The organism is Leifsonia sp., assembly GCF_051955155.1.
Taxonomy (GTDB): domain Bacteria; phylum Actinomycetota; class Actinomycetes; order Actinomycetales; family Microbacteriaceae; genus Leifsonia.
Map to the genome: position 1 here is coordinate 1 of NZ_JBQCGZ010000054.1, position 19,499 is coordinate 19,499.

A 19,499-nucleotide genomic window follows, 5' to 3' on the forward strand; every position below is an offset into this window, starting at 1 on the left:
AGCGCCTCGCACTGCCGAACGCGCGCATCCTGATCCACCAGCCGGCCGTCGGCCAGGCCGGCCAGGGCCAGGCGTCGGACATCGAGATCCAGGCGAACGAGATCATGCGCATGCGCACCTGGCTGGAGGAGACGCTCGCGAAGCACTCCAACCGCAGCGTGGAGCAGGTCAACAAGGACATCGACCGCGACAAGATCCTGTCCGCGGAGGAGGCCCTCGAGTACGGCCTGATCGACCAGGTGCTCACCAGCAGGAAGACCCTTCCGGCGCTGGTCAAGTAGCCTGACGGGTATGACGGAACGGGGCGGTCCCTTCGACGACCGCCCCGTTCGTCGTGTCAGGACCAGGCGGGACGCCGCGTACGACGCGAGCGCCTGGCCGGCGTCCATCCCCGCGGTCGGCCAGCTGCTGCGCGATGGCCTGGACCTGCCGGCGGGCGTCACGTTCCTGGTCGGCGAGAACGGCGCGGGCAAGTCCACCATCGTGGAGGCCGTCGCCGAGGCCTACGGTCTCCCTCCGGAGGGCGGGAGCAACCAGGGCCACCACGCCACCCGCCGCACCGAGTCGCCGCTGGCGGACTGGCTGCTGCTGGAGCGCGCGCCGTGGGCGGCGAAGTGGGGCTTCTTCCTGCGCGCCGAGACGATGCACGGCTACTACACGTACTTCGAGTCGGTGGCGACCGGCGACGATCCCGCGCTGCACACCATGAGCCACGGCGAGTCGTTCAACGCCCTGCTGGCGACGCGGCTGAACCACCCGCAGTTCACCGCGGGCCTGGTCTGCCTCGACGAGCCGGAGGCGGCGCTGTCGTTCTCCTCGACGCTGTCCTGGCTCGCGAACCTCGCCGAGATGGTGCAGCGCGGCACCCAGGTGCTGTGCGCGACGCACTCGCCCGTGCTCTCCGCCCTGCCCGGCGCGCACATCCTCGAGCTCGGCGAGTGGGGTATCCGCGAGACGGCGTGGGCTGAGCTGGAGGTCGTGCGCAACGAGCGCTCGTTCCTCGACGCGCCCGGGCGCTGGTTCCGGCATCTGCTGTGACCGGAGCCGCTTCTGCTCTGGGCGTAACGGCGCGCGGCGACCAAAAGCGTCGCAGGTGCGCGCCAATGTCGCCGCCGCGGGTTAGGCTCGTCGGAGAGACCCGACAAGGAGGGGGAGACGGATGGCACGCATCGGGGAGAGCGCCGATCTGCTCAAGTGTTCCTTCTGTGGCAAGAGCCAGAAGCAGGTGCAGCAGCTGATCGCCGGTCCCGGCGTGTACATCTGCGACGAGTGCGTCGAGCTCTGCAACGAGATCATCGAGGAGCGGCTCGCCGAGGCGGGCGAGGAGGCGTCGAGCGAGTTCGACCTGCCGAAGCCGAAGGAGATCTTCGGCTTCCTCGAGGAGTACGTCATCGGCCAGGAACAGGCCAAGCGCGCCCTGGCCGTCGCGGTGTACAACCACTACAAGCGCGTCCGCGCCAAGCAGACCATCACCTCGGCCGACGCGATCGACGATGTCGAGATCGCCAAGTCGAACATCCTGCTGATCGGCCCGACCGGCTGCGGCAAGACCTACCTCGCCCAGACCCTCGCGCGCCGGCTGAACGTGCCGTTCGCCGTGGCGGACGCGACCGCCCTCACCGAGGCCGGCTACGTCGGCGAGGACGTCGAGAACATCCTGCTCAAGCTCATCCAGGCCGCCGACTACGACGTCAAGCGCGCCGAGACGGGCATCATCTACATCGACGAGGTCGACAAGATCGCCCGCAAGGCCGAGAACCCGTCGATCACGCGCGACGTCTCCGGCGAGGGCGTGCAGCAGGCACTGCTGAAGATCCTCGAGGGCACGGTCGCCTCCGTCCCTCCGCAGGGTGGCCGCAAGCACCCGCACCAGGAGTTCATCCAGATCGACACGACGAACGTGCTGTTCATCGTGGCCGGGGCGTTCGCCGGGCTGGAGGAGATCATCTCCTCGCGCGCGGGCAAGAAGGGCATCGGCTTCGGCGCCCCGCTGCACTCCAAGGGCGACGACATCAACCTCTTCAGCGAGGTGCTGCCGGAGGACCTGCACAAGTTCGGCCTGATCCCCGAGTTCATCGGCCGTCTGCCGGTCGTCACCACGGTGACGCCGCTCGACCAGGACGCGCTGATGCAGATCCTCACCGAGCCGAAGAACGCGCTGGTCAGGCAGTATCAGCGCATGTTCGAGCTCGACGGCGTGCAGCTCGAGTTCGAGCACTCCGCGCTCGAGGCGATCGCCGACCTGGCCGTGCTCCGCAAGACCGGCGCCCGCGGCCTCCGCGCGATCATGGAAGAGGTGCTCGGCCCGATCATGTTCGAGGTGCCGTCCAGCTCCGAGGTCGCCCGGGTCGTCGTCACCAAGGAGGCGGTGCTCGAGAACGCGGCGCCGACTATCGTCCCGCACCGTCCGCGGCGCGAGGAGAAGTCGGCGTAGCAGCGGGGGCCGGCCGGATCAGCATCGGCGGCGCCTTCGTCACGATCAGCCACGCCGGCAGCACCGCCAGCGACAGGATCGGCAGGATCAGCAGGTTGTGGGTGACCGCGACCCCGATGAAGATGGCGATCCAGCCGTCGCGCGTGACGGCGAGGGTCACCCCGAGCACGCCGGCCGCGACCGCGACGGCGACCGGAACGCCGGGGACCAGCGCGTTGGCGAGGGTCCCGATCGCCGCGCCGATGAACACGGCGGGGAAGACGCGGCCGCCGCGGAACCCGGCGCCGGCCGCGACCAGCAGCGCGGCCAGCTTGACGACCGTGATCAGCGCGAGCTGCCCCGGGCTGTAGTCCGAGCGGTCGGTGACCAGCTCGCCCATCTGCTGCAGGCCCTTGAACAGCGTGACCGGGCCGCCGGCCGCGCCGATGACGCCCAGCAGGAGGCCGCCGGCGAGCGTGATCAGCACCGGGTGCCGCAGGGCGTGGAAGAGCCGGTGCACCGCAGGGAAGACCGCCGCCGCGAGCACGCCGACCGCGGCGGACACGGCGGCGATCACGAGCGCGGCCACAAGATCCCAGCCGGTCACCTGCGTGTAGGCGGGCATCGGGATCGCGAACGACGGATGCGCGAGCAGCGTCATGGTCAGCGAGCCGGCCGCCGCGGACACCAGCGGCAGGAACAGCTTGTCCCAGACCTCGCCGCCGCCGCGGACGGCGGCGACGACGCTCGTGAAGACCAGCGCGGCCGCGACGGGCGTGCCGAACAGGGCGCCGATCGTCCCGGAGGCGGCCATGAGCATCACGACGGTGCTCGGCACCGCCTTCCAGAGCCGCGCCGCGAGCGTCACCATGATGCTGACGTTGATCGCGATGATCGGGTTCTCCGGGCCGAGGCTCACGCCGCCGGCGAGGCCGAGGACGGCCGCGAGCGCGAGCGAGGGCACCACGGAGATCCGCAACGGCGTGCCGACGAGCTCGGTCGTCGCCGAGTCGGGCCCGGCGTGGCCGGGAACCAGCCAGACGGTCAGCCCGACGGCGAGTCCGGTCACCGCGAGGACCGCGAAGATCCACCAGCCGGAGGCCGGGTCGATCCCGAGTGCGTGCGGCAGAGCCGTCCAGACGCCGTCCTCGACAACGCCGGCGAGTTCGTCCACCGCCCACAGCGTGAGCGCGCTGACCACGCCGATCACGAGCGCCGGGATGCTCGCGAGGAGCAGGGAGCGCACGGTCGGGGCCGGCCGCTCCGGCTCGGTGGTGGACATCGGCGCCCCCTTCCCGCGCTGCGCTCAGGCTAGAGCGTCGGGCGGGAAGGGGGCTAGAGGTCAGCCGTCGAGGCCGCGGCGCTTCAGCAGCGGCTCGATCACCGCGTCGCGCCCGCGGAAGTCGCGGTCCGCCTCCAGCGGGTCCTTCGAGCCGCCGACACCGAGCAGGCGCTGCCGGAACCGGTCGCCGTTCTCGCGCTTCAGGCCGCCGTTCTCCTTGAACCACTCGACCGTGTCCGCGTCGAGCACCTCGCTCCAGATGTAGGAGTAGTAGCCGGCGTCGTAGCCGCCGGAGAAGGTGTGCGCGAAGTAGGTGGAGGCGTAGCGCGGCGGGACGGCCGGGTTGTCCAGGCCCACCGCTGCCAGGGCGTCGGCCTCGAACGCCGCGACGTCGCCGATCGCGTCGTCGGCGGTGATCGAGTGCCAGGCCTGGTCGAGCAGCGCGGCGGCGAGGTACTCGCTCGTCGCGAAGCCCTCGTTGAACGACTCGGAGGCGTGCAGCCGGTCGATGAGCTCCTGCGGCATCCGCTCGCCGGTCACGTGGTGCACCGCGTAGTTCTCGACGATCTCCGGCCACAGCATCCACATCTCGTTGACCTGGCTGGGGAACTCGACGAAGTCGCGGAACACGTTGGTGCCGGCGAACTTAGGGTAGGTCACCCGCGCGAACAGGCCGTGCAGGGCGTGGCCGAACTCGTGGAACAGCGTGTTGGTCTCGTCGTAGGTGAGCAGCGTCGGCTCGCCCGCCGCCGGCTTCGGGACGTTGAGGTTGTTGACCACGACGGTCGGGGTGCCCAGCAGCTCGGACTGCGAGATGAGCGGGTTCATCCAGGCGCCGCCGCGCTTGGAGTCCCGGGTGTAGAGGTCCAGGATGTAGAGCCCGAGCTCGCTGCCGTCGTCGTTGCGCACCTCGAACACGCGGGCGTCGGGGTGGTAGGCCACGAGGTCCGGCCGCTCCTCGAAGGTGATGCCGTAGAGCAAGGTCGCGGCGTGGAAGACGCCGTCGTGGAGCACGCGCTCCGCCTCGAAGTAGGGGCGCATCGCGGCGAAGTCGACGTCGTAGGTGGCCTGGCGCACCTTGTCCGTGTAGTACGCCCAGTCCCAGCTCTGCACGTCGTCACCGGCGAGCTTTTCCAGGTCCGCCTGCTCGGCGCGCGCGTTCCTGGCGGCGGGCGGCGCGAGCCGGCCGAGCATGTCCGCGACCGCCTGCGGGGTGCGCGCGGTCTCGTCCGCGGTGACGAACGCGGCGTGCGTGTCGAAGCCGAGCAGCCGGGCGCGCTCCGCGCGGAGCCGGGTGATCTCGAGGACGAGCTCGCGGTTGTCGTTGTCGCCGCCGCGGATGCCGCGAGCCCGGGAGGCGGTCATGATCCGCTCCCGCGACGCACGGTCGGTGAGGTTCGCGAGCCACGGGTGGCCGGTCGGCAGGACCAGCGTGACGACGTATTTGCCGTCGAGACCGCGCTCCCTGGCCGCCTCGGCGGCGGCGGAGAGCTCGCCGTCGCCGAGCCCGTCGAGCTCCTCCGCGGTGTCGAACACGACGGCGAGGTCGTTGGTGTCGGCCAGCAGGTTCTTCTCGAACCGGGTGGTGAGCGTGGAGAGGCGCTGGTTGTACTCGCGCAGGGTCGCCTTGTCCGCGTCGTCGAGGCCGGCTCCGGCGAGGGTGAACTCGGTGAAGTAGCGCTCGAGCAGGTAGCGGGACTCCGCGTCCAGGCCCAGCTCGTCGCGGCGGCCGTGCAGGTCGGCGATGCGCGCGTAGAGCTGCGGGTCGAGCCGGATGGCGTCCTGGTGCTCGGCGAGGCGCGGGGCGATCTCCTCCTCCAGCGCGTTCGTGAAGTCGGTGCTGTCGGAGGAGCTCTTGTTGAAGAACACCTCGGCGACCCGCATCAGCGTCTGCCCGGAGCGCTCCAGCGGGAGCATCGTGTTCTCGAACGTCGGCGGCTCGGCGGTCGCGGTGATCGCGGCGATCTCGGCGAGCTGCTCCTCGAAACCGCGGTCGAACGCCGGGCGGTAGTGCTCGTCGCGGATGTCCGCGAACGGCGGCAGCTGGTAGGGAAGCGTGCTGGGGGAGAAGAAGGGGTTGGAGGTCTCTGCCATCCCTCCAGCCTAGGGGTGCGGCCGATCCATGCAAAGGACACGTTGCAAAGAGAACAATGCAAAGATCTACTTGCAAAGACTCCTTTGCATCACTAGTCTGTGAACATGGCGAACGAAGACCAGCCCACCGGCGAGCAGTACGAGCCGCATTTCGAGCCCATCGGGATGCCGGCGCTGCGGGCGCTCGCGCACCCGCTGCGGGTGGAGATCATGAACGAGCTCTCCGACTTCGGCCCGGCGACGGCGTCGATGCTCGCCGAGCGGCTGGGGGAGTCCAGCGGCGCGACCAGCTACCACCTGCGGCAGCTGGCCAAGCACGAGATCATCGTCGAGGACGACGAGCGCGGCAAGGGCCGCGAGCGCTGGTGGAAGATGGCGCCGGGCGGCGTCTCGCTCGGCGGCGAAGAGATCCTCGCCTCCCCGGCGGGCCGCGAGGCGACCGAGCAGATCTCGCTCGCGTGGGCCTACAACAACGACCGCAGGCTGAGCGCGTTCGTCCGCCGCGGCATCGAGACGTTCGGCATGGACTGGATGGAGGCGGCGGCGCTCTCCACGACGCACCTCGAGGTCACGCGCGAGCAGCTCGCCGAGCTCGGCCGCGAGTACTACATCCTGGTGAACCGGCTCAAGGAGAAGTGGAAGACGGAGCCGGCCGAGGGGGAGAAGAAGCGCGTCCAGGCGCAGTTCAACGCGTTCCCGCTCGTCGAGCAGGAGGACCGCGCGGAAGGCTCCGGCCGATGAGCACCCGGCTCGGCGCCGGTTTCGGCCGGCTCTGGACGTCCGCCATCGCGAGCAACTTCGCCGACGGCATCGGCCGCACCGCGGTCCCGCTGATCGCGACGACGCTCACGCGCGACCCCGCGCTGATCGCCGGACTCACGGCCGTGACCTTCCTGCCCTGGCTGCTCTTCGGCATCCCGGCGGGGATGCTCCTGGACCGGGTGGACCGGCGGATCGCGATGGCGGTCGCCAACAGCCTCCGGTTCGCGGTCGCCGCGCTGCTCGCGCTGCTGATCGCCGGCGGCGCGCTCACCATCTGGTGGCTGTATGCGTGCGTCCTGCTGTTCGGGCTGGGCGAGACCGTGTTCGACAACGCGACGACGACCGTCGTCCCGAGCCTCGTCACCCGCGACCAGCTCGACCGCGCGAACGGGCGCATGCAGTCGGCGGAGATCGTGATCCAGAACTTCATCGCGACGCCGGTCGCCGGTTTCCTGTTCGCCGCAGCGCTGCTGCTTCCGGTCTGGCTGACCGGGGCCGGTTTCCTGATCGCCGGACTGCTGGCGCTCACCATCCCCGCCGCCGCCGCCCGCGCGCACGCGATCGGATCCGAGGCGCAGACCCGTCCGCGGCCGGGGATGGGCGCCGTCGTGCGCTTCCTCGCCGGGCACCCCTTCCTGCGGCCGATGATCATCCTGACCTCGATCACCGCGTCCGCTCTCGCCTTCGCGCAGGGCAGCGTCGTGCTCCTGCTCATCCAGACCTACGGCCTGCCCACCGCGCTCGTCGGCGTCGTCACCGCCGTGATCGGTGTCGGGGCCCTGGCCGGCGCGCTGCTCTCCAGCCGGTTCGTCGCGCGGTTCGGCCGCGGCCGGGTGATGTTCGTTTCGATCCTGCTGAGCGGGGTGGGGATCGGCTGCGTCGGTCTGACCGGCAACGTCGTGCTCGGTATCCTCGCCTACGCGATCGGCGCCTTCGGCGTCGCCGTCTGGAACGTGCCGTGGGGCGCGCTGCGCCAGGCGATCGTGCCGAACGCGATGCTCGGCCGGGCGATGGGGATCGTGCGCAGCATCGGCTGGGGCCTCACCCCGATCGCGACCATCCTCGGCGGGTTCGTCGCCCGCATCGACCTGAAGCTCCCGTTCCTCATCGGCGGCGGGATCGTGGTCGTCCTCACCCTGATCGCCACCCGGCTGCTCCTGAGCGCCGACAGCTACGGACAGGCCGCCGACTCCGGCGTCCGGTCCGCCGAACCGACCGACATCATCCCGGAAGGAACCGTGAAATGACCGCCGTCACCGTGACCGTGCGCAGGCCCATCAGCCACCGCGCCGCACTCCGGCTCGGTCGTGCCCTCACCGCGTGGGGGACGCGCCAGCCCGCCATCGGACCCGACCACGCCGCGCGTGTCGCCGTCCTCGAGTCCACCCGCGACAGCGCGGCCCGGCTGCTCCCGCAGCTGCCGCGCTGAGACGGTCGCCCGCTCAGACCTCGTCGTAGTCGGAGGACTCGGTCTCGACCGGCTGCGTGATGGTCGCCGAGTCCTCGTTCTGGTTGTAGCGGATGACCGTCCCGTCATCCAGTTCCACCACCGGCTTGCCCTCGAGCCAGGTGAGCGTCCAGCGCCAGCCGTCCGTCTCCACATCGGTGGCGACGAGCTCCTCCTCGACGGTCGTCACCGCGTAGGCGACGACCTCGGGGAGCGAGGACGGGGGCTGCTCTCCGACGGCCCAGCGGGTCCCGAGCTGCATCAGGCGCGCTCGCCGGCGCGTGCCGAGACCAGGTCGATCTCGTAGGTGACCCACCCGGTGCGGTCGGCGACGCCGTCGTAGAGCTTCTGGGCCGTGGCGTTGTCCTGCGCGGTGATCCACTGGACCACGCCGAGGCCGCGCTGCTCGGCGAGCTCGCGCATGGTCTGGATGAGCAGGCCGCCGACCCCGGCGCCGCGGGCGTCCTCCGCGACGAACAGGTCGTCCAGGAACAGGCCGCGGTCGCCCTCGAGCGGACGTGCGAACTCGCGGACGTTGGCGAGGCCGACGATCCGGTCGCCGTCCACGGCGACGTATCCGCTCTCCTCGTGGTCGGGATCGGTGAGCCACGACCACAGCACGAGGGCCTTCTGGTCGGTCAGCTCGGTCTCGTAGAACTCGGCGTACTTCGCGTACAGATCGAGCCAGGCGAAGAAATCGCCGTCCTTGACCGGTCGAACCTCGATCGACATGGATTCCTCCGTTCGCGTTCCCCGCACGGCTGGGCGTCCGGCGTGTGTTTCGACCATATCGCGGTCCGGTTCAGGGGACGAGGTCGTAGGTGACCCACTTGGTCTTCTCGGCCACCTTGTCGTAGAGCCGGCGCGCGGTCTCGTTGTCCTTGGCGGTGATCCAGCGGACGACGGAGAGGCCGCGCTCGCGCGCCTGATCGCGCAGGTGCTCGAGCAGGGCGGTCCCCGCGCCCTCGCCGCGCGCGTCCGGCAGGACGAACAGGTCGTCCAGGTACAGTCCCTTGCTGCCGTCCAGCGGACGGGCGAACTCGCGGACGTGTGCGAGGCCGATGGGTGCGCCCTCGTCGTCGACGGCGAACCAGGCCTCGAGGTCGTTGTCCTTGTCGGTCAGCCAGCTCCAGACGAGAAGGGCCTTCTCATCGGTGACGGGGTTCTCGTAGAACTCGCCGTAGCCCGTGTAGAGGTCGAGCCAGGTGAAGAACTCGTTGTCCTCTACGCGCCGGACCGTTGCCGTCATCTTTCCTCCTCGATCGGCGTCTGAGCAAGCAGAATATCGGTCACCTGCAGCTCCGGCGCGGATGCGAAACGCAGTTCGGCGATTCTGCCGACGGAGGCGAGGTCGCCCGCCGCGGAGCGGATCGCCTCGATCTCGGCGTCGGGGCCGGCGATCACCGCCGAGTCGACGGGCGTGCGCTGCGAGGCCTTCGCCGCCGTCTTGGCGCCGCGGATGCCGGTGAGCGCGCGACCGACCACCGTGAGCACGGCGCGGTCGTCGCTCCACTCCGCGGCGACCTCCTCGGCCGCCGGCCACGCCGCGACGTGCACCGAGCCGTCGTTGAACCAGCTCCACGCCTCCTCGGACGCGAACGGCAGGACCGGCGCGAACAGGCGCAGGAACGCCGACAGCGCGGTGCGCAGTGCGACGACGGCCGAGGCCTGCTCGGCGGTCGCCTCGCCGTACGCGCGCTCCTTCACGAGCTCCAGGTAGTCGTCGCAGAACGTCCAGAAGAACGTCTCGGCGACCTCCAGGGCGCGCGCGTGGTCGTAGCCGTCGAGCGCGGCCGTCGCCTCGGCGACGACGTCGGAGAGCTGCTGCAGCATGCTGCGGTCGAGCGGGCTCGTCACCTGCGCGAGATCGAGCGAGGCGGGCGCCTCGAAGCCGAGGATGAACTTGGCGGCGTTCAGGAGCTTGATCGCCAGGCGGCGGCCGATCTTGATCTGCGTCGGGTTCTGCGGGTCGAAGGCCGCGTCGGTGCCGAGCCGCGACGAGGCCGCCCAGTAGCGGACGGCGTCGGAGCCGTGCTTCTCCAGGATGTCGGCCGGGGTCACGACGTTGCCCTTGGACTTCGACATCTTCTTGCGGTCGGGGTCGACGATGAAGCCCGAGATCGCCGCGTTCGACCACGGCGAGACGCCGAGCTCGAGCTGCGAGCGCAGCAGGGTCGAGAACAGCCAGGTGCGGATGATGTCCTGGCCCTGCGGACGCAGGTCGAACGGGTAGACCGCCTCGAACAGGGCGCCGTCGCGCTGCCAGCCGCCGGCCAGCTGCGGCGTGAGCGAAGAGGTCATCCAGGTGTCCATCACGTCGTGCTCGCCGATGAAGCCGCCGGCCTGGCCGCGCTGGGCCTCGTCGTAGCCGGGCGCGGCGTCCGACGAGGGGTCGACGGGCAGGCTCTCCTCGGACGGCAGGATCGGCTGGTCGAAGACCGGGTTGCCGTCCGCGTCCAGCGGGTACCAGACCGGGATCGGGACGCCGAAGAAGCGCTGGCGCGAGATCAGCCAGTCGCCGGTGAGCCCGTTCACCCAGTTCTCGTAGCGCACGCGCATGAAGTCGGGGTGCCAGTCGATCTGCCGGCCCAGCTCGATGAGCCGCTCGCGCAGCTTCTCGTCGCGCGCGCCGTTCTTGACGTACCACTGCCGCGTGGAGACGATCTCGAGCGGCTTGTCGCCCTTCTCGAAGAACTTGACCGGGTGCTGGATGGGCTTGGGCTCGCCGATCAGGTCGCCGGAGGCGCGGAGCAGCTCGATCACGGCCTGCTTGGCCGAGAACACCGTCTTGCCGGCGAGCTGGGCGTACGCCTCCTTGCCGGCCTCCGACTCGATCGCCGCGGGCGGCTCCGGCAGGATGCGGCCGTCGAAGCCGATGATCGCGCGGTTGGGGAGGTCGAGCTCGCGCCACCAGGTGACGTCCGTGATGTCGCCGAACGTACAGATCATGGCGATGCCGGAGCCCTTGTCCGGCTGCGCGAGGTGGTGGGCGACGACCGGCACCTCGACGCCGAAGACGGGCGTGCGCACGGTGCTGCCGAACAGCGCCTGGTAGCGCTCGTCGTCGGGGTGAGCCACCAGGGCGACGCACGCGGGCAGCAGCTCGGGGCGGGTGGTCTCGATGTAGACGGGGCCGTCGGCGCCGTGGAAGGCGACGCGGTGGTAGGCGCTCGGCTGCTCGCGGTCCTCGAGCTCGGCCTGGGCGACGGCCGTGCGGAACGTGATGTCCCACAGCGTCGGCGCGAGCGCCTGGTAGGCCTCGCCGCGGGCGACATTGCGCAGGAAGGCGAGCTGGGAGACGCGAAGCGAGTCCGCACCGATGGTGCGGTAGGTCTGCGACCAGTCGACGGAGAGACCGAGCGAACGCCACAGCGCCTCGAACTGCTTCTCGTCCTCGACGGTCAACCGCTCGCACAGCTCGATGAAGTTCCGGCGCGAGATCGGCTTCTGGTCCGCCGCCTTCGAGCTCTTGTTGTCGCCGCCCTCGAACGGGGGCACGAAGCCGGGGTCGTAGGGGAGGGACGGGTCGCAGCGCACGCCGTAGTAGTTCTGCACGCGCCGCTCGGTGGGCAGGCCGTTGTCGTCCCAGCCCATCGGGTAGAACACGTGCTCGCCGCGCATCCGGTGGTAGCGGGCGACGACGTCGGTGTGGGTGTAGCTGAAGACGTGGCCGATGTGCAGCGACCCGGAGGCGGTCGGCGGCGGCGTGTCGATGGAGTACACGGCCTCGCGGCCGGCGGCGAGGGCGCCGTCGCGATCGAACCGGAACGTCCCCTCCTGCTGCCAGTGGCCGCCCCACTTGGTCTCCAGGCCCTCCAGGGCTGGCTTGTCCGGCACGGGGTTGATGGCGCTCATGGCTGTCTCCGATTCGATATGTGCGGCACCGTGTCCTCGAGGTGCCTGAATGTCGTAACCCGTCAAGGGTACCGGAATCGCCGCGTGCCTCGTCGGCCACCGGATGCGCGGAGGGGACGCGACGCGCCGCACCCGGGTCGGCCGGGCGGCGTGTCGCGTCCCCTCGGGGTGGACGCGTCTCAGGCGGAGACGTCGTCCAGGACGGGGCGCCGGCGGGAGGCGGCCCAGGCGGCGACGAGCGTGATCGCGGACATGATCGCGAGCACGACACCCGGGTGCCACCACGCGTTGCCGGTGGCGTTGCCGAGCAGGAGCGTCAGCGCGGGCACGAACGAGGTGAGCAGGGCCGCGATGCTGTAGGCGACCGAGAGGGCGCTGTAGCGCACCTCGCTCGGGAACAGGTCGGCCATGAGGCCGCCGAGGCCCGCCCAGGAGAGCGTCGGCAGGATGCCGCCGATGATCATGCTGCCGACCAGCACCGCGAAGGACGCCGACTGCAGCAGCAGGTACATCGGGAAGGCGATCAGCAGCGTCCCGATCGCGCCGATGGCCACGACGCGCGCGGAGCCGATCTTCGTCGCCCAGAGGCCGAACAGCGGGATGGTGACCAGTTGCAGCAGGCCGCCGATGGTGGTCGCGACCAGCAGATCCTGGAACGAGAACTTCAGGACGCTGGTGCCGTAGTCCACCATGTACGTGTTCATCAGCGAGTACGAGCCGATGCCGAGCACGGCCGCGCCGACAGCGATCACGAAGCCGGTCGGGGCCTTGCGGAACACATCGACGACCGGGAAGCGGTCGCGCCGGCCGGTCTCCAGGAGCCTGCGGAACACCGGGGTCTCGTCGATCGACCAGCGCAGGTAGAGGGAGACGAGCAGCAGCGGGAACGCGGTCAGGAACGGGATGCGCCAGCCCCAGGCCGCGATGTCGGCGCTGGACATGCTCAGGGTCAGCACGATGAACACGACGGCGCTCAGGATGGAGCCGACCGGCGAGCCGAGCTGGGGGAGCGCTGCATAGAAGCCGCGGCGCTTCGGGTTGGCGTACTCGGTCGCGAGCAGGATGGAGCCTCCCCACTCGCCGCCGAGCGAGAGGCCCTGCACCAGGCGGAGCACGACGAGCGCGATGCCGCCGAACCAGCCGGCCGCCTGGTAGCTCGGCAGCACGCCGACGAGGCCGGTGCTGATGCCCATCAGCAGGATGGTCATCAGCAGCACGGGACGGCGGCCGATCCGGTCGCCCAGGTGCCCGAAGATCACGGCGCCGACCGGGCGGATCACGAAGCCGGCCGCTATGGCGAGGAAGCCGGCGAGCACGCCGCCGAACGCGCCGAGCGGCGTGAAGAACAGCGGACCGACGAAGAACGCGGCGAAGTACGCGTAGAGATAGAAGTCGTACGATTCGAGGGCGGTCCCGACGAACGATGCGACGGTGACGCGGCGTGCCGTGCCGGGTGTGATGCCCGGGAGATCGGTGTCGCTGACGGGCGGGGTGGCTGTGGAGGTCACGGCTGTCCTTTGAGTGCGGGTATTTGAACCGGGTCCAATAATAGGCGTGAGGAGACAACACGGCATGACACCGCGCCATTCCCCGGCGGGGACGGGACGACCGAGGGCATCCTCGCGGGGCATGCTCGCCGAGGCGGCGGGCGAGCTCTTCCTGGAGCAGACCTACGCGGGGACGACGGTCGACGACATCGCCCGCCGCGCGGGGGTCAGCCGCGCCACCTTCTTCAACTACTTCGCGTCCAAGAGCGACCTGCTCTGGCTCGAGGTCGACGAGTCGCTCGCGCTGTTCCCCGCGATGCTCGCCGAACCCGCCGCCGACGTGCCGCCGATGGCCGCCGTGCTGACGGCGGTGACCAGGCTCGCCGAGAGCTTCGGACCGGACCGGCTGCCGCTCGCCGTCACCCAGGTGGAGCTGATGGGCACGGACGACGAGCTGCAGGCGTCGGCGCTTCCGCGGTTCCTCGCCGTCGTGCGCCAGGTGGCGGCCGCGATCGCCGCGCGCACCGGAGACGATCCGGACGCCCTGCTGCCGCGCAGCGCCGCCACCGCCGTCGTCGGGGCGGCCGTCGCCGCGGCAGGGGCCTGGGCCGCCGCCGGTGTGCGCAGGGGCCCGCTCGCCCCCCTCGTCCGCGCCGCCGTCGAGCCGGTCTGCGCCGGCTACGCGGACGTGCTCGCGCCACCGCCCGCCCGCTGACGCGCGACTCCGGACTGCCGGCGTGGGTGCTCGCCTCGGCACCGAGCATTCGTGACGAATGCGGCTGATTCGTGACGAGTAGTCGATATTCCTCACGAATCGTCGAGCCGGTCTGGGCCGGCTACGCGGACGTGCTCGCGAACCGGTAGAATCGATCCACAGACATCGACCCGGCCCTCACCGGTGAGTCTTCGGAAGAACGGCGGCGCGTCCGCTCACTAGAACCGAACGGGTACGGCCCGTCACAGCCGATGAACGAGAGGCCGCATCCGGCGCAGACGACGGGTGGGGCAAGCGGGGTGGTACCGCGACGGGCGCGCGAGCGTCCGGCGTCCTCGTGCAGAACAGCGAACCTGCCAGGAGAGAGATGCCGTACCCCAAGTCCGCACCGGACGGAGCCGAGCCGGAGCGCACCGACGTCCCGCGCCAGGATGTCACCCCCTCGCCGGTCTTCCCGGAGATCGAGACCGACGTGCTCGCCTTCTGGGAGCAGGACGGCACCTTCCGCGCGTCGATCGAGAACCGCGACGGCGCCCCCGAGTGGGTCTTCTACGACGGCCCGCCGTTCGCCAACGGCCTCCCGCACTACGGCCACCTGCTGACCGGGTACGCCAAGGACGTCTTCCCGCGCTTCCAGACGATGCGCGGCAAGAAGGTCGAGCGCCGGTTCGGCTGGGACACCCACGGGCTTCCCGCGGAGCTGGAGGCGGAGCGGCAGCTCGGCATCACCGACAAGAGCCAGATCGAGGAGATGGGCCTCGCCGCCTTCAACCAGGCGGCGAAGGACTCCGTGCTGCGCTACACGCGCGAATGGCAGGAGTACGTCACCCGCCAGGCGCGCTGGGTCGACTTCGACAACGACTACAAGACGCTCGACACCAGCTACATGGAGTCGGTGATCTGGGCGTTCAAGCAGCTGCACGAGAAGGGCCTCGCCTACGAGGGCCACCGCGTGCTCCCGTACTGCTGGCGTGACCAGACCCCGCTGTCCAACCACGAGCTGCGGATGGACGACGACGTCTACAAGATGCGCCAGGACCAGACGGTCACGGTGACCTTCCCGCTGGTCGGCGAGCGCGCGGAGGTGCTGGGGCTCACCGGCGTGCGCGCCCTCGCCTGGACGACGACGCCGTGGACGCTGCCGACCAACCTGGCGCTCGTCGTCGGCCCGGACATCCACTACGCCGTCGTCCCCGCCGGACCGAACGGCGCCGCCGACACGCACGGCCGCCCGGACGACACCGTGCGGAGCGGCGAGTACCTGCTGGCGATCGACCTGGTCGGCAACTACGCGAAGGACCTCGGCTACGCGTCGGCGGAGGCCGCGCGCGACGCGGTGACCCGCACGATCCCCGGCCGCGAGCTGGAGGGCGTCGAGTACGACCGGCTCTGGGACTACTACGCGGACACCGAGAAGTACGGCACCCAGAACGCGTGGCGCATCCTGGTCGACGACTACGTCACGACCGAGGACGGCACCGGCATCGTGCACCAGGCCCCGGCGTACGGCGAGGACGACCAGCGCGTCTGCGAGGCGGCGGGCATCCCCGTCATCATCTCCGTGGACGACGGCGCGCGCTTCCTGCCCGCGGTGTCGGACGTGGCCGGCCTGCAGGTGTTCGAGGCCAACAAGCCGCTCACCAAGCTGCTGCGCGAGCAGGGCCGACTGCTGCGCCAGGCGAGCTACGAGCACTCCTACCCGCACTGCTGGCGGTGCCGGAACCCGCTGATCTACAAGGCGGTCTCCAGCTGGTTCGTCCGCGTCACCGACTTCCGGGACCGCATGGTCGAGCTCAACCAGCGGATCAACTGGGTCCCGGACAACGTCAAGGACGGCCAGTTCGGCAAGTGGCTGGCCGGCGCCCGCGATTGGTCGGTGTCCCGCAACCGGTACTTCGGCTCGCCGATCCCGGTGTGGAAGAGCGACGACCCCGCCTACCCGCGCGTCGACGTCTACGGCTCGCTGGCGGAACTGGAGCGCGACTTCGGCCGGCTGCCGGTGAACGCGAACGGCGAGCCCGACCTGCACCGGCCGTTCATCGACGAGCTGACCCGCCCGAACCCGGACGACCCGACCGGCCGCTCCACGATGCGCCGCATCCCGGACGTGCTGGACGTCTGGTTCGACTCCGGGTCGATGCCGTTCGCCCAGGTGCCCTACCCGTTCGAGAACCATGACTGGTTCGACAGCCACAACCCGGCCGACTTCATCGTCGAGTACATCGGGCAGACCCGCGGCTGGTTCTACCTGCTGCACACGCTCGGCACCGCGCTGTTCGACCGGCCCGCTTTCAAGAACGTGATCAGCCACGGCATCGTGCTCGGCAGCGACGGGCAGAAGATGTCCAAGTCGCTGCGCAACTACCCGGACGTGAACGAGGTCTTCGACCGCGACGGCTCGGACGCGATGCGCTGGTTCCTGATGTCGAGCCCCGTGCTGCGCGGCGGCAACCTGATCGTGACCGAGGAGGGCATCCGCGAGGGCGTCCGTCAGGTGCTGCTGCCGCTGTGGAGCACCTGGTACTTCTTCTCGCTGTACGCCAACGCGACCGGCTACGAGGCGAAGCGCTCCACCGTGTCCACCGACGTCCTCGACCGCTACCTGCTGGCGAAGACGCGCGACCTGGTGGAGGCGGTGACCGAGGACCTGGAGGGGCTGGACTCGACGCTCGCCGCCGCCAAGCTCCGCGACTTCGCCGACGTGCTCACGAACTGGTACGTGCGTCGCTCGCGCGACCGGTTCTGGGCGGGCATCGGCGACGACGGTTCGGGCGCCGAGGCGTTCGACACCCTTTACACCGTGCTGGAGACGTTGACCCGGGTCGCAGCACCGCTGCTCCCGCTGGTCGCCGAGCGGATCTGGAAGGACCTCACCGGCGGCCGCAGCGTGCACCTGACCGACTGGCCGGAGCCGGACGAGTTCCCGGCCGACGACGCGCTGGTGGCGGCGATGGACCGCGTGCGCGCCATCAGCTCCACCGCCCTCTCGCTGCGCAAGCAGGCCGGGCTGCGCGTGCGCCTGCCGCTCGCGAAGCTCACGGTTGTCGCCGAGGGCGTCGAGGCGCTTCGGCCGTTCGAGGGCATCCTGCGCGACGAGCTGAACGTCAAGGCGGTGGAGCTGGTCGAGGGTGAGCACGGCGGCGTCGAGCAGACGCTGACGGTCAACGCCCGCGCGCTCGGCCCGCGCATCGGCAAGCAGGTGCAGGATGTCATCCGCGCCGCGAAGAGCGGCGACTGGGACGAGGTCGACGGCGTCGTGCGCGCCGGCGGCGTCGAGCTGCAGCCGGGCGAGTACGAGAAGACCGTCGTGATCAGCGCGCCGACCGCGCGTTACGAGAACGGCGTCTACATCGAGCTCGACACGGCGCTGACCCCGGAGCTGGAGGCCGAGGGCCTCGCCCGCGACATCATCCGTGCCGTCCAGGACACCCGCAAGGCGGCCGGGCTCGACGTCAGCGACCGCATCGAGCTGTCGCTGAGCTTCGAGGACCCGGCGGACGGCGCCGCGGTCGAGTCGGCCGCGGCGACGGTCGACATCGGGGCCGAGACGCTGGCGGTGCTCGTCGGCATCGCCGCGGGCGGGACGGCGGAGGTGGACGGCGAGTTCACCAAGAGCTTCGCGGCCGGGCAGTTCGCGAACGCGGGCGCCTTCACGGTCGGGGTGGCGAAAGCGGAGGTGAGCGTTCGATGAGCGACGCGTTCGACGACAACGAGCTGCGCGAGGAGGCGGAGGCCGTCTACCAGGCCCTGCTCGCGCGCATCGGCGAGGGCGCCCCGGAGCGCCGCCTGGACGCGACCCGCCGGGCCGTGGAGCTCCTGGGCGACCCGCAGCGGGCGTACCCGATCATCCACATCACCGGAACGAACGGGAAGACCTCGACCAGCCGGATCATCGAGAGCATCCTGCGCGCCTACGGGCTGCGCACGGGGCTGCTGACGAGCCCGCACCTGGTGAGCTTCAACGAGCGCATCGTGATCGACGGCGAGCCGATCGCCGACGAGGACCTGGTGCGCAACTGGGAGGACGTGCGTCCGTACCTGGAGATCGTGGACGCCGAGCTGGTGGAGGCGGGCAAGCAGCCGCTGACCTTCTTCGAGGCACTCACGGCGCTCGCGTTCGCCGCATTCGCCGACGCGCCGGTCGACGTCGCGGTGATCGAGGTCGGGATGGGCGGCGAGTGGGACTCGACGAACGTCGGCGACGGCCAGGTCGCCGTGTTCACGCCCATCTCGCTCGACCACACCAAGCAGCTCGGCGAGACGGTGCGCGAGATCGCGCGCACCAAGTCCGGCATCATCAAGCCGTCCGCGGACGTCGTCACCTCGGCGCAGACCACCGAGGCGATGGCCGAGCTGGAGGAGGCGGCGCGACTCACCGAGTCGACACTGGCCGCCCAGCCGATCGCGTTCGACGTCGCGGCCACCAGGGTCGCCGTCGGCGGGCAGCTCGTGACCGTGCGCGGCCGCGCCGCGACCTACGAGGATGTCTTCCTGCCGCTCTACGGCGATCACCAGGCCCAGAACGCCGCGGTCGCCGTCGCGGCGGTGGAGACCTTCCTCGGCCGCGGGACCCAGCCGCTGAAGGCCGACCTCGTCGAGGAGGGCTTCGCGACAGCGACCTCGCCCGGCCGTCTCCAGCTGATCGGCATCGAGCCGACCGTGCTGGTGGACGCCGCGCACAACCCGGCGGGCGCCGCGACGCTCGCGGACGCGCTGCGCCGCTACTTCGACTTCGACGAGATCACCTTCGTCGTCGGCAGCCTCGGCGACAAGGACGCGCGCGGAGTCGTTCGCGCGCTGGCCCCGGTCGCCGCGCAGTTCTTCGTGACCGAGCCTGCCTCCGACCGCGCGCTGCCCGCCGAGGACCTCGGCGACATCGTGCGCGAGGAGGCGGGGGACGAGGCGACCATCGTCTACAGCGACGCGCTCGACGCGCTCGAGGCCGCCCGCGAGTGGGCGGGCGAGGAGGGCCGCCGCGCGGTCGTCGTCACCGGCTCGATCGTGCTCGTCGGCGCGGCGATGGCGTACGCCGCGGAGCAGGGCTGGAAGGACGCGCCCGCGTGAGCGGCGAGCAGGCGGAGGGCCGCCCCGCCCGGACGCGCAGGCAGCGCTCGCTCCGGGAGAGCCTCGGCTCGATCGTGCTCGGCTTCGAGCTCATCATCGTGTTCCTCGGCGCGCTCGTCGTGTTCGGCCTGAAGGCGCTTCCCGCCGCCGTCGCCCTCGGCGGGGGAGCGGCCGTCGTCGTCCTGATGATCGTCGCGATCGGACTGCTGCGCTGGCCGGTCGGGATCGCGCTCGGCTGGATCATCCAGCTGATCGTCGTCGCCGCCGGCTTCCTCGTGCCCGCCTTCTTCGTGGTCGGCGCCATCTTCACGGCCATGTGGACCTACTGCATGGTCGCCGCCGCCCGCATCGACCGCACCACCAAGCGATAAAGGAGAACC

The 19,499-nt window shown here is 70.6% G+C and carries 17 protein-coding genes; 10 read left to right on the forward strand and 7 right to left on the reverse strand.

Features of this window, described 5'->3' with window-relative positions; translation table 11 throughout:
* From ACTHMF_RS05325 to clpX, 3 genes are all read left to right on the forward strand, one after another.
* A partial coding sequence (locus ACTHMF_RS05325; RefSeq protein ID WP_440316597.1) for an ATP-dependent Clp protease proteolytic subunit occupies window positions 1–281 on the forward strand: 281 nt, incomplete at its 5' end.
* A gap of 10 nt (window positions 282–291) precedes the next feature.
* Window positions 292–1,038 carry an AAA family ATPase gene (locus ACTHMF_RS05330; protein ID WP_440316598.1) on the forward strand — a complete coding sequence of 249 codons (747 nt, stop codon included), beginning with the start codon at window positions 292–294 and terminating at the stop codon, window positions 1,036–1,038.
* A 121-nt stretch (window positions 1,039–1,159) separates the two neighbouring features.
* Window positions 1,160–2,434 carry an ATP-dependent Clp protease ATP-binding subunit ClpX gene (clpX, locus tag ACTHMF_RS05335; RefSeq protein WP_314148401.1) on the forward strand — a complete coding sequence of 425 codons (1,275 nt, stop codon included), beginning with the start codon at window positions 1,160–1,162 and terminating at the stop codon, window positions 2,432–2,434.
* Here the strand turns inward: clpX and ACTHMF_RS05340 are convergent.
* Entirely contained in the window at window positions 2,391–3,695 is a 1,305-nt protein-coding gene (locus tag ACTHMF_RS05340) for an ion channel protein (protein WP_440316599.1), read from the reverse strand. The two genes, clpX and ACTHMF_RS05340, sit on opposite strands and share 44 nt — an antisense overlap.
* A gap of 60 nt (window positions 3,696–3,755) precedes the next feature.
* A complete protein-coding gene (locus ACTHMF_RS05345; protein WP_440316600.1) occupies window positions 3,756–5,789 on the reverse strand; it encodes a M3 family metallopeptidase in 2,034 nt (677 codons plus the stop codon).
* A 105-nt stretch (window positions 5,790–5,894) separates the two neighbouring features.
* On the opposite strand from ACTHMF_RS05345, the gene ACTHMF_RS05350 reads away from it, so the two are divergent.
* The 3 genes from ACTHMF_RS05350 to ACTHMF_RS05360 are packed head-to-tail and all read left to right on the forward strand — an operon-like array spanning window position 5,895 to window position 7,980.
* Window positions 5,895–6,530: an ArsR/SmtB family transcription factor gene (locus ACTHMF_RS05350; RefSeq protein WP_314148405.1), complete on the forward strand. Its 636-nt coding sequence runs from the start codon at window positions 5,895–5,897 to the stop codon at window positions 6,528–6,530.
* A complete protein-coding gene (locus ACTHMF_RS05355; protein ID WP_440316601.1) occupies window positions 6,527–7,798 on the forward strand; it encodes an MFS transporter in 1,272 nt (423 codons plus the stop codon). Before ACTHMF_RS05350 ends, ACTHMF_RS05355 begins: the two co-directional genes overlap by 4 nt.
* Entirely contained in the window at window positions 7,795–7,980 is a 186-nt protein-coding gene (locus ACTHMF_RS05360) for a hypothetical protein (RefSeq protein ID WP_314148407.1), read from the forward strand. The genes ACTHMF_RS05355 and ACTHMF_RS05360 overlap by 4 nt, the downstream gene beginning before the upstream one ends.
* A 13-nt stretch (window positions 7,981–7,993) precedes the next feature.
* Here ACTHMF_RS05360 and ACTHMF_RS05365 read toward each other — a convergent pair whose 3' ends face one another.
* From ACTHMF_RS05365 to ACTHMF_RS05385, 5 genes are all read right to left on the reverse strand, one after another.
* Complete coding sequence (locus ACTHMF_RS05365) at window positions 7,994–8,260, reverse strand: hypothetical protein (RefSeq protein WP_314148408.1); 267 nt, start codon at window positions 8,258–8,260, stop codon at window positions 7,994–7,996.
* Entirely contained in the window at window positions 8,260–8,730 is a 471-nt protein-coding gene (locus ACTHMF_RS05370; protein WP_314148409.1) for a GNAT family N-acetyltransferase, read from the reverse strand. Before ACTHMF_RS05370 ends, ACTHMF_RS05365 begins: the two co-directional genes overlap by 1 nt.
* 70 nt (window positions 8,731–8,800) lie before the next feature.
* Window positions 8,801–9,247, reverse strand: coding sequence for a GNAT family N-acetyltransferase (locus ACTHMF_RS05375; protein WP_440316603.1), 447 nt, complete (start codon window positions 9,245–9,247; stop codon window positions 8,801–8,803).
* Entirely contained in the window at window positions 9,244–11,853 is a 2,610-nt protein-coding gene (gene valS / locus ACTHMF_RS05380; protein WP_440316604.1) for a valine--tRNA ligase, read from the reverse strand. Before valS ends, ACTHMF_RS05375 begins: the two co-directional genes overlap by 4 nt.
* 179 nt (window positions 11,854–12,032) lie before the next feature.
* Window positions 12,033–13,361, reverse strand: coding sequence for an MFS transporter (locus ACTHMF_RS05385; protein ID WP_314148412.1), 1,329 nt, complete (start codon window positions 13,359–13,361; stop codon window positions 12,033–12,035).
* Window positions 13,362–13,482: 121 nt separating this feature from the next.
* Between ACTHMF_RS05385 and ACTHMF_RS05390 the strand changes: the two genes are divergently transcribed.
* The 4 genes from ACTHMF_RS05390 to ACTHMF_RS05405 all read left to right on the forward strand — a co-directional run bounded on the left by ACTHMF_RS05390 (window position 13,483) and on the right by ACTHMF_RS05405 (window position 19,490).
* Window positions 13,483–14,055 carry a TetR/AcrR family transcriptional regulator gene (locus tag ACTHMF_RS05390; RefSeq protein WP_440316605.1) on the forward strand — a complete coding sequence of 191 codons (573 nt, stop codon included), beginning with the start codon at window positions 13,483–13,485 and terminating at the stop codon, window positions 14,053–14,055.
* 367 nt (window positions 14,056–14,422) lie between these two features.
* Window positions 14,423–17,746, forward strand: a complete 3,324-nt coding sequence (gene ileS / locus ACTHMF_RS05395) for an isoleucine--tRNA ligase (protein WP_440316606.1) — start codon at window positions 14,423–14,425, stop codon at window positions 17,744–17,746.
* Window positions 17,743–19,119: a bifunctional folylpolyglutamate synthase/dihydrofolate synthase gene (locus ACTHMF_RS05400; RefSeq protein ID WP_440316607.1), complete on the forward strand. Its 1,377-nt coding sequence runs from the start codon at window positions 17,743–17,745 to the stop codon at window positions 19,117–19,119. The genes ileS and ACTHMF_RS05400 overlap by 4 nt, the downstream gene beginning before the upstream one ends.
* On the forward strand, window positions 19,116–19,490 hold the full coding sequence (locus ACTHMF_RS05405; RefSeq protein ID WP_314149515.1) for a DUF4233 domain-containing protein: 375 nt from the start codon (window positions 19,116–19,118) through the stop codon (window positions 19,488–19,490). Before ACTHMF_RS05400 ends, ACTHMF_RS05405 begins: the two co-directional genes overlap by 4 nt.
* Window positions 19,491–19,499 lie beyond the last annotated feature (9 nt).

What these genes read in the sequence shown, in the direction of transcription:
- ACTHMF_RS05330 (WP_440316598.1), top strand. Translation starts at nt 292, where the DNA reads ATGACGGAACGGGGCGGTCCCTTCGACGACCGCCCCGTTCGTCGTGTC.
- clpX (WP_314148401.1), top strand. Translation starts at nt 1,160, where the DNA reads ATGGCACGCATCGGGGAGAGCGCCGATCTGCTCAAGTGTTCCTTCTGT.
- ACTHMF_RS05340 (WP_440316599.1), bottom strand. Translation starts at nt 3,695, where the DNA reads ATGTCCACCACCGAGCCGGAGCGGCCGGCCCCGACCGTGCGCTCCCTG.
- ACTHMF_RS05345 (WP_440316600.1), bottom strand. Translation starts at nt 5,789, where the DNA reads ATGGCAGAGACCTCCAACCCCTTCTTCTCCCCCAGCACGCTTCCCTAC.
- ACTHMF_RS05350 (WP_314148405.1), top strand. Translation starts at nt 5,895, where the DNA reads ATGGCGAACGAAGACCAGCCCACCGGCGAGCAGTACGAGCCGCATTTC.
- ACTHMF_RS05355 (WP_440316601.1), top strand. Translation starts at nt 6,527, where the DNA reads ATGAGCACCCGGCTCGGCGCCGGTTTCGGCCGGCTCTGGACGTCCGCC.
- ACTHMF_RS05360 (WP_314148407.1), top strand. Translation starts at nt 7,795, where the DNA reads ATGACCGCCGTCACCGTGACCGTGCGCAGGCCCATCAGCCACCGCGCC.
- ACTHMF_RS05365 (WP_314148408.1), bottom strand. Translation starts at nt 8,260, where the DNA reads ATGCAGCTCGGGACCCGCTGGGCCGTCGGAGAGCAGCCCCCGTCCTCG.
- ACTHMF_RS05370 (WP_314148409.1), bottom strand. Translation starts at nt 8,730, where the DNA reads ATGTCGATCGAGGTTCGACCGGTCAAGGACGGCGATTTCTTCGCCTGG.
- ACTHMF_RS05375 (WP_440316603.1), bottom strand. Translation starts at nt 9,247, where the DNA reads ATGACGGCAACGGTCCGGCGCGTAGAGGACAACGAGTTCTTCACCTGG.
- valS (WP_440316604.1), bottom strand. Translation starts at nt 11,853, where the DNA reads ATGAGCGCCATCAACCCCGTGCCGGACAAGCCAGCCCTGGAGGGCCTG.
- ACTHMF_RS05390 (WP_440316605.1), top strand. Translation starts at nt 13,483, where the DNA reads ATGCTCGCCGAGGCGGCGGGCGAGCTCTTCCTGGAGCAGACCTACGCG.
- ileS (WP_440316606.1), top strand. Translation starts at nt 14,423, where the DNA reads ATGCCGTACCCCAAGTCCGCACCGGACGGAGCCGAGCCGGAGCGCACC.
- ACTHMF_RS05400 (WP_440316607.1), top strand. Translation starts at nt 17,743, where the DNA reads ATGAGCGACGCGTTCGACGACAACGAGCTGCGCGAGGAGGCGGAGGCC.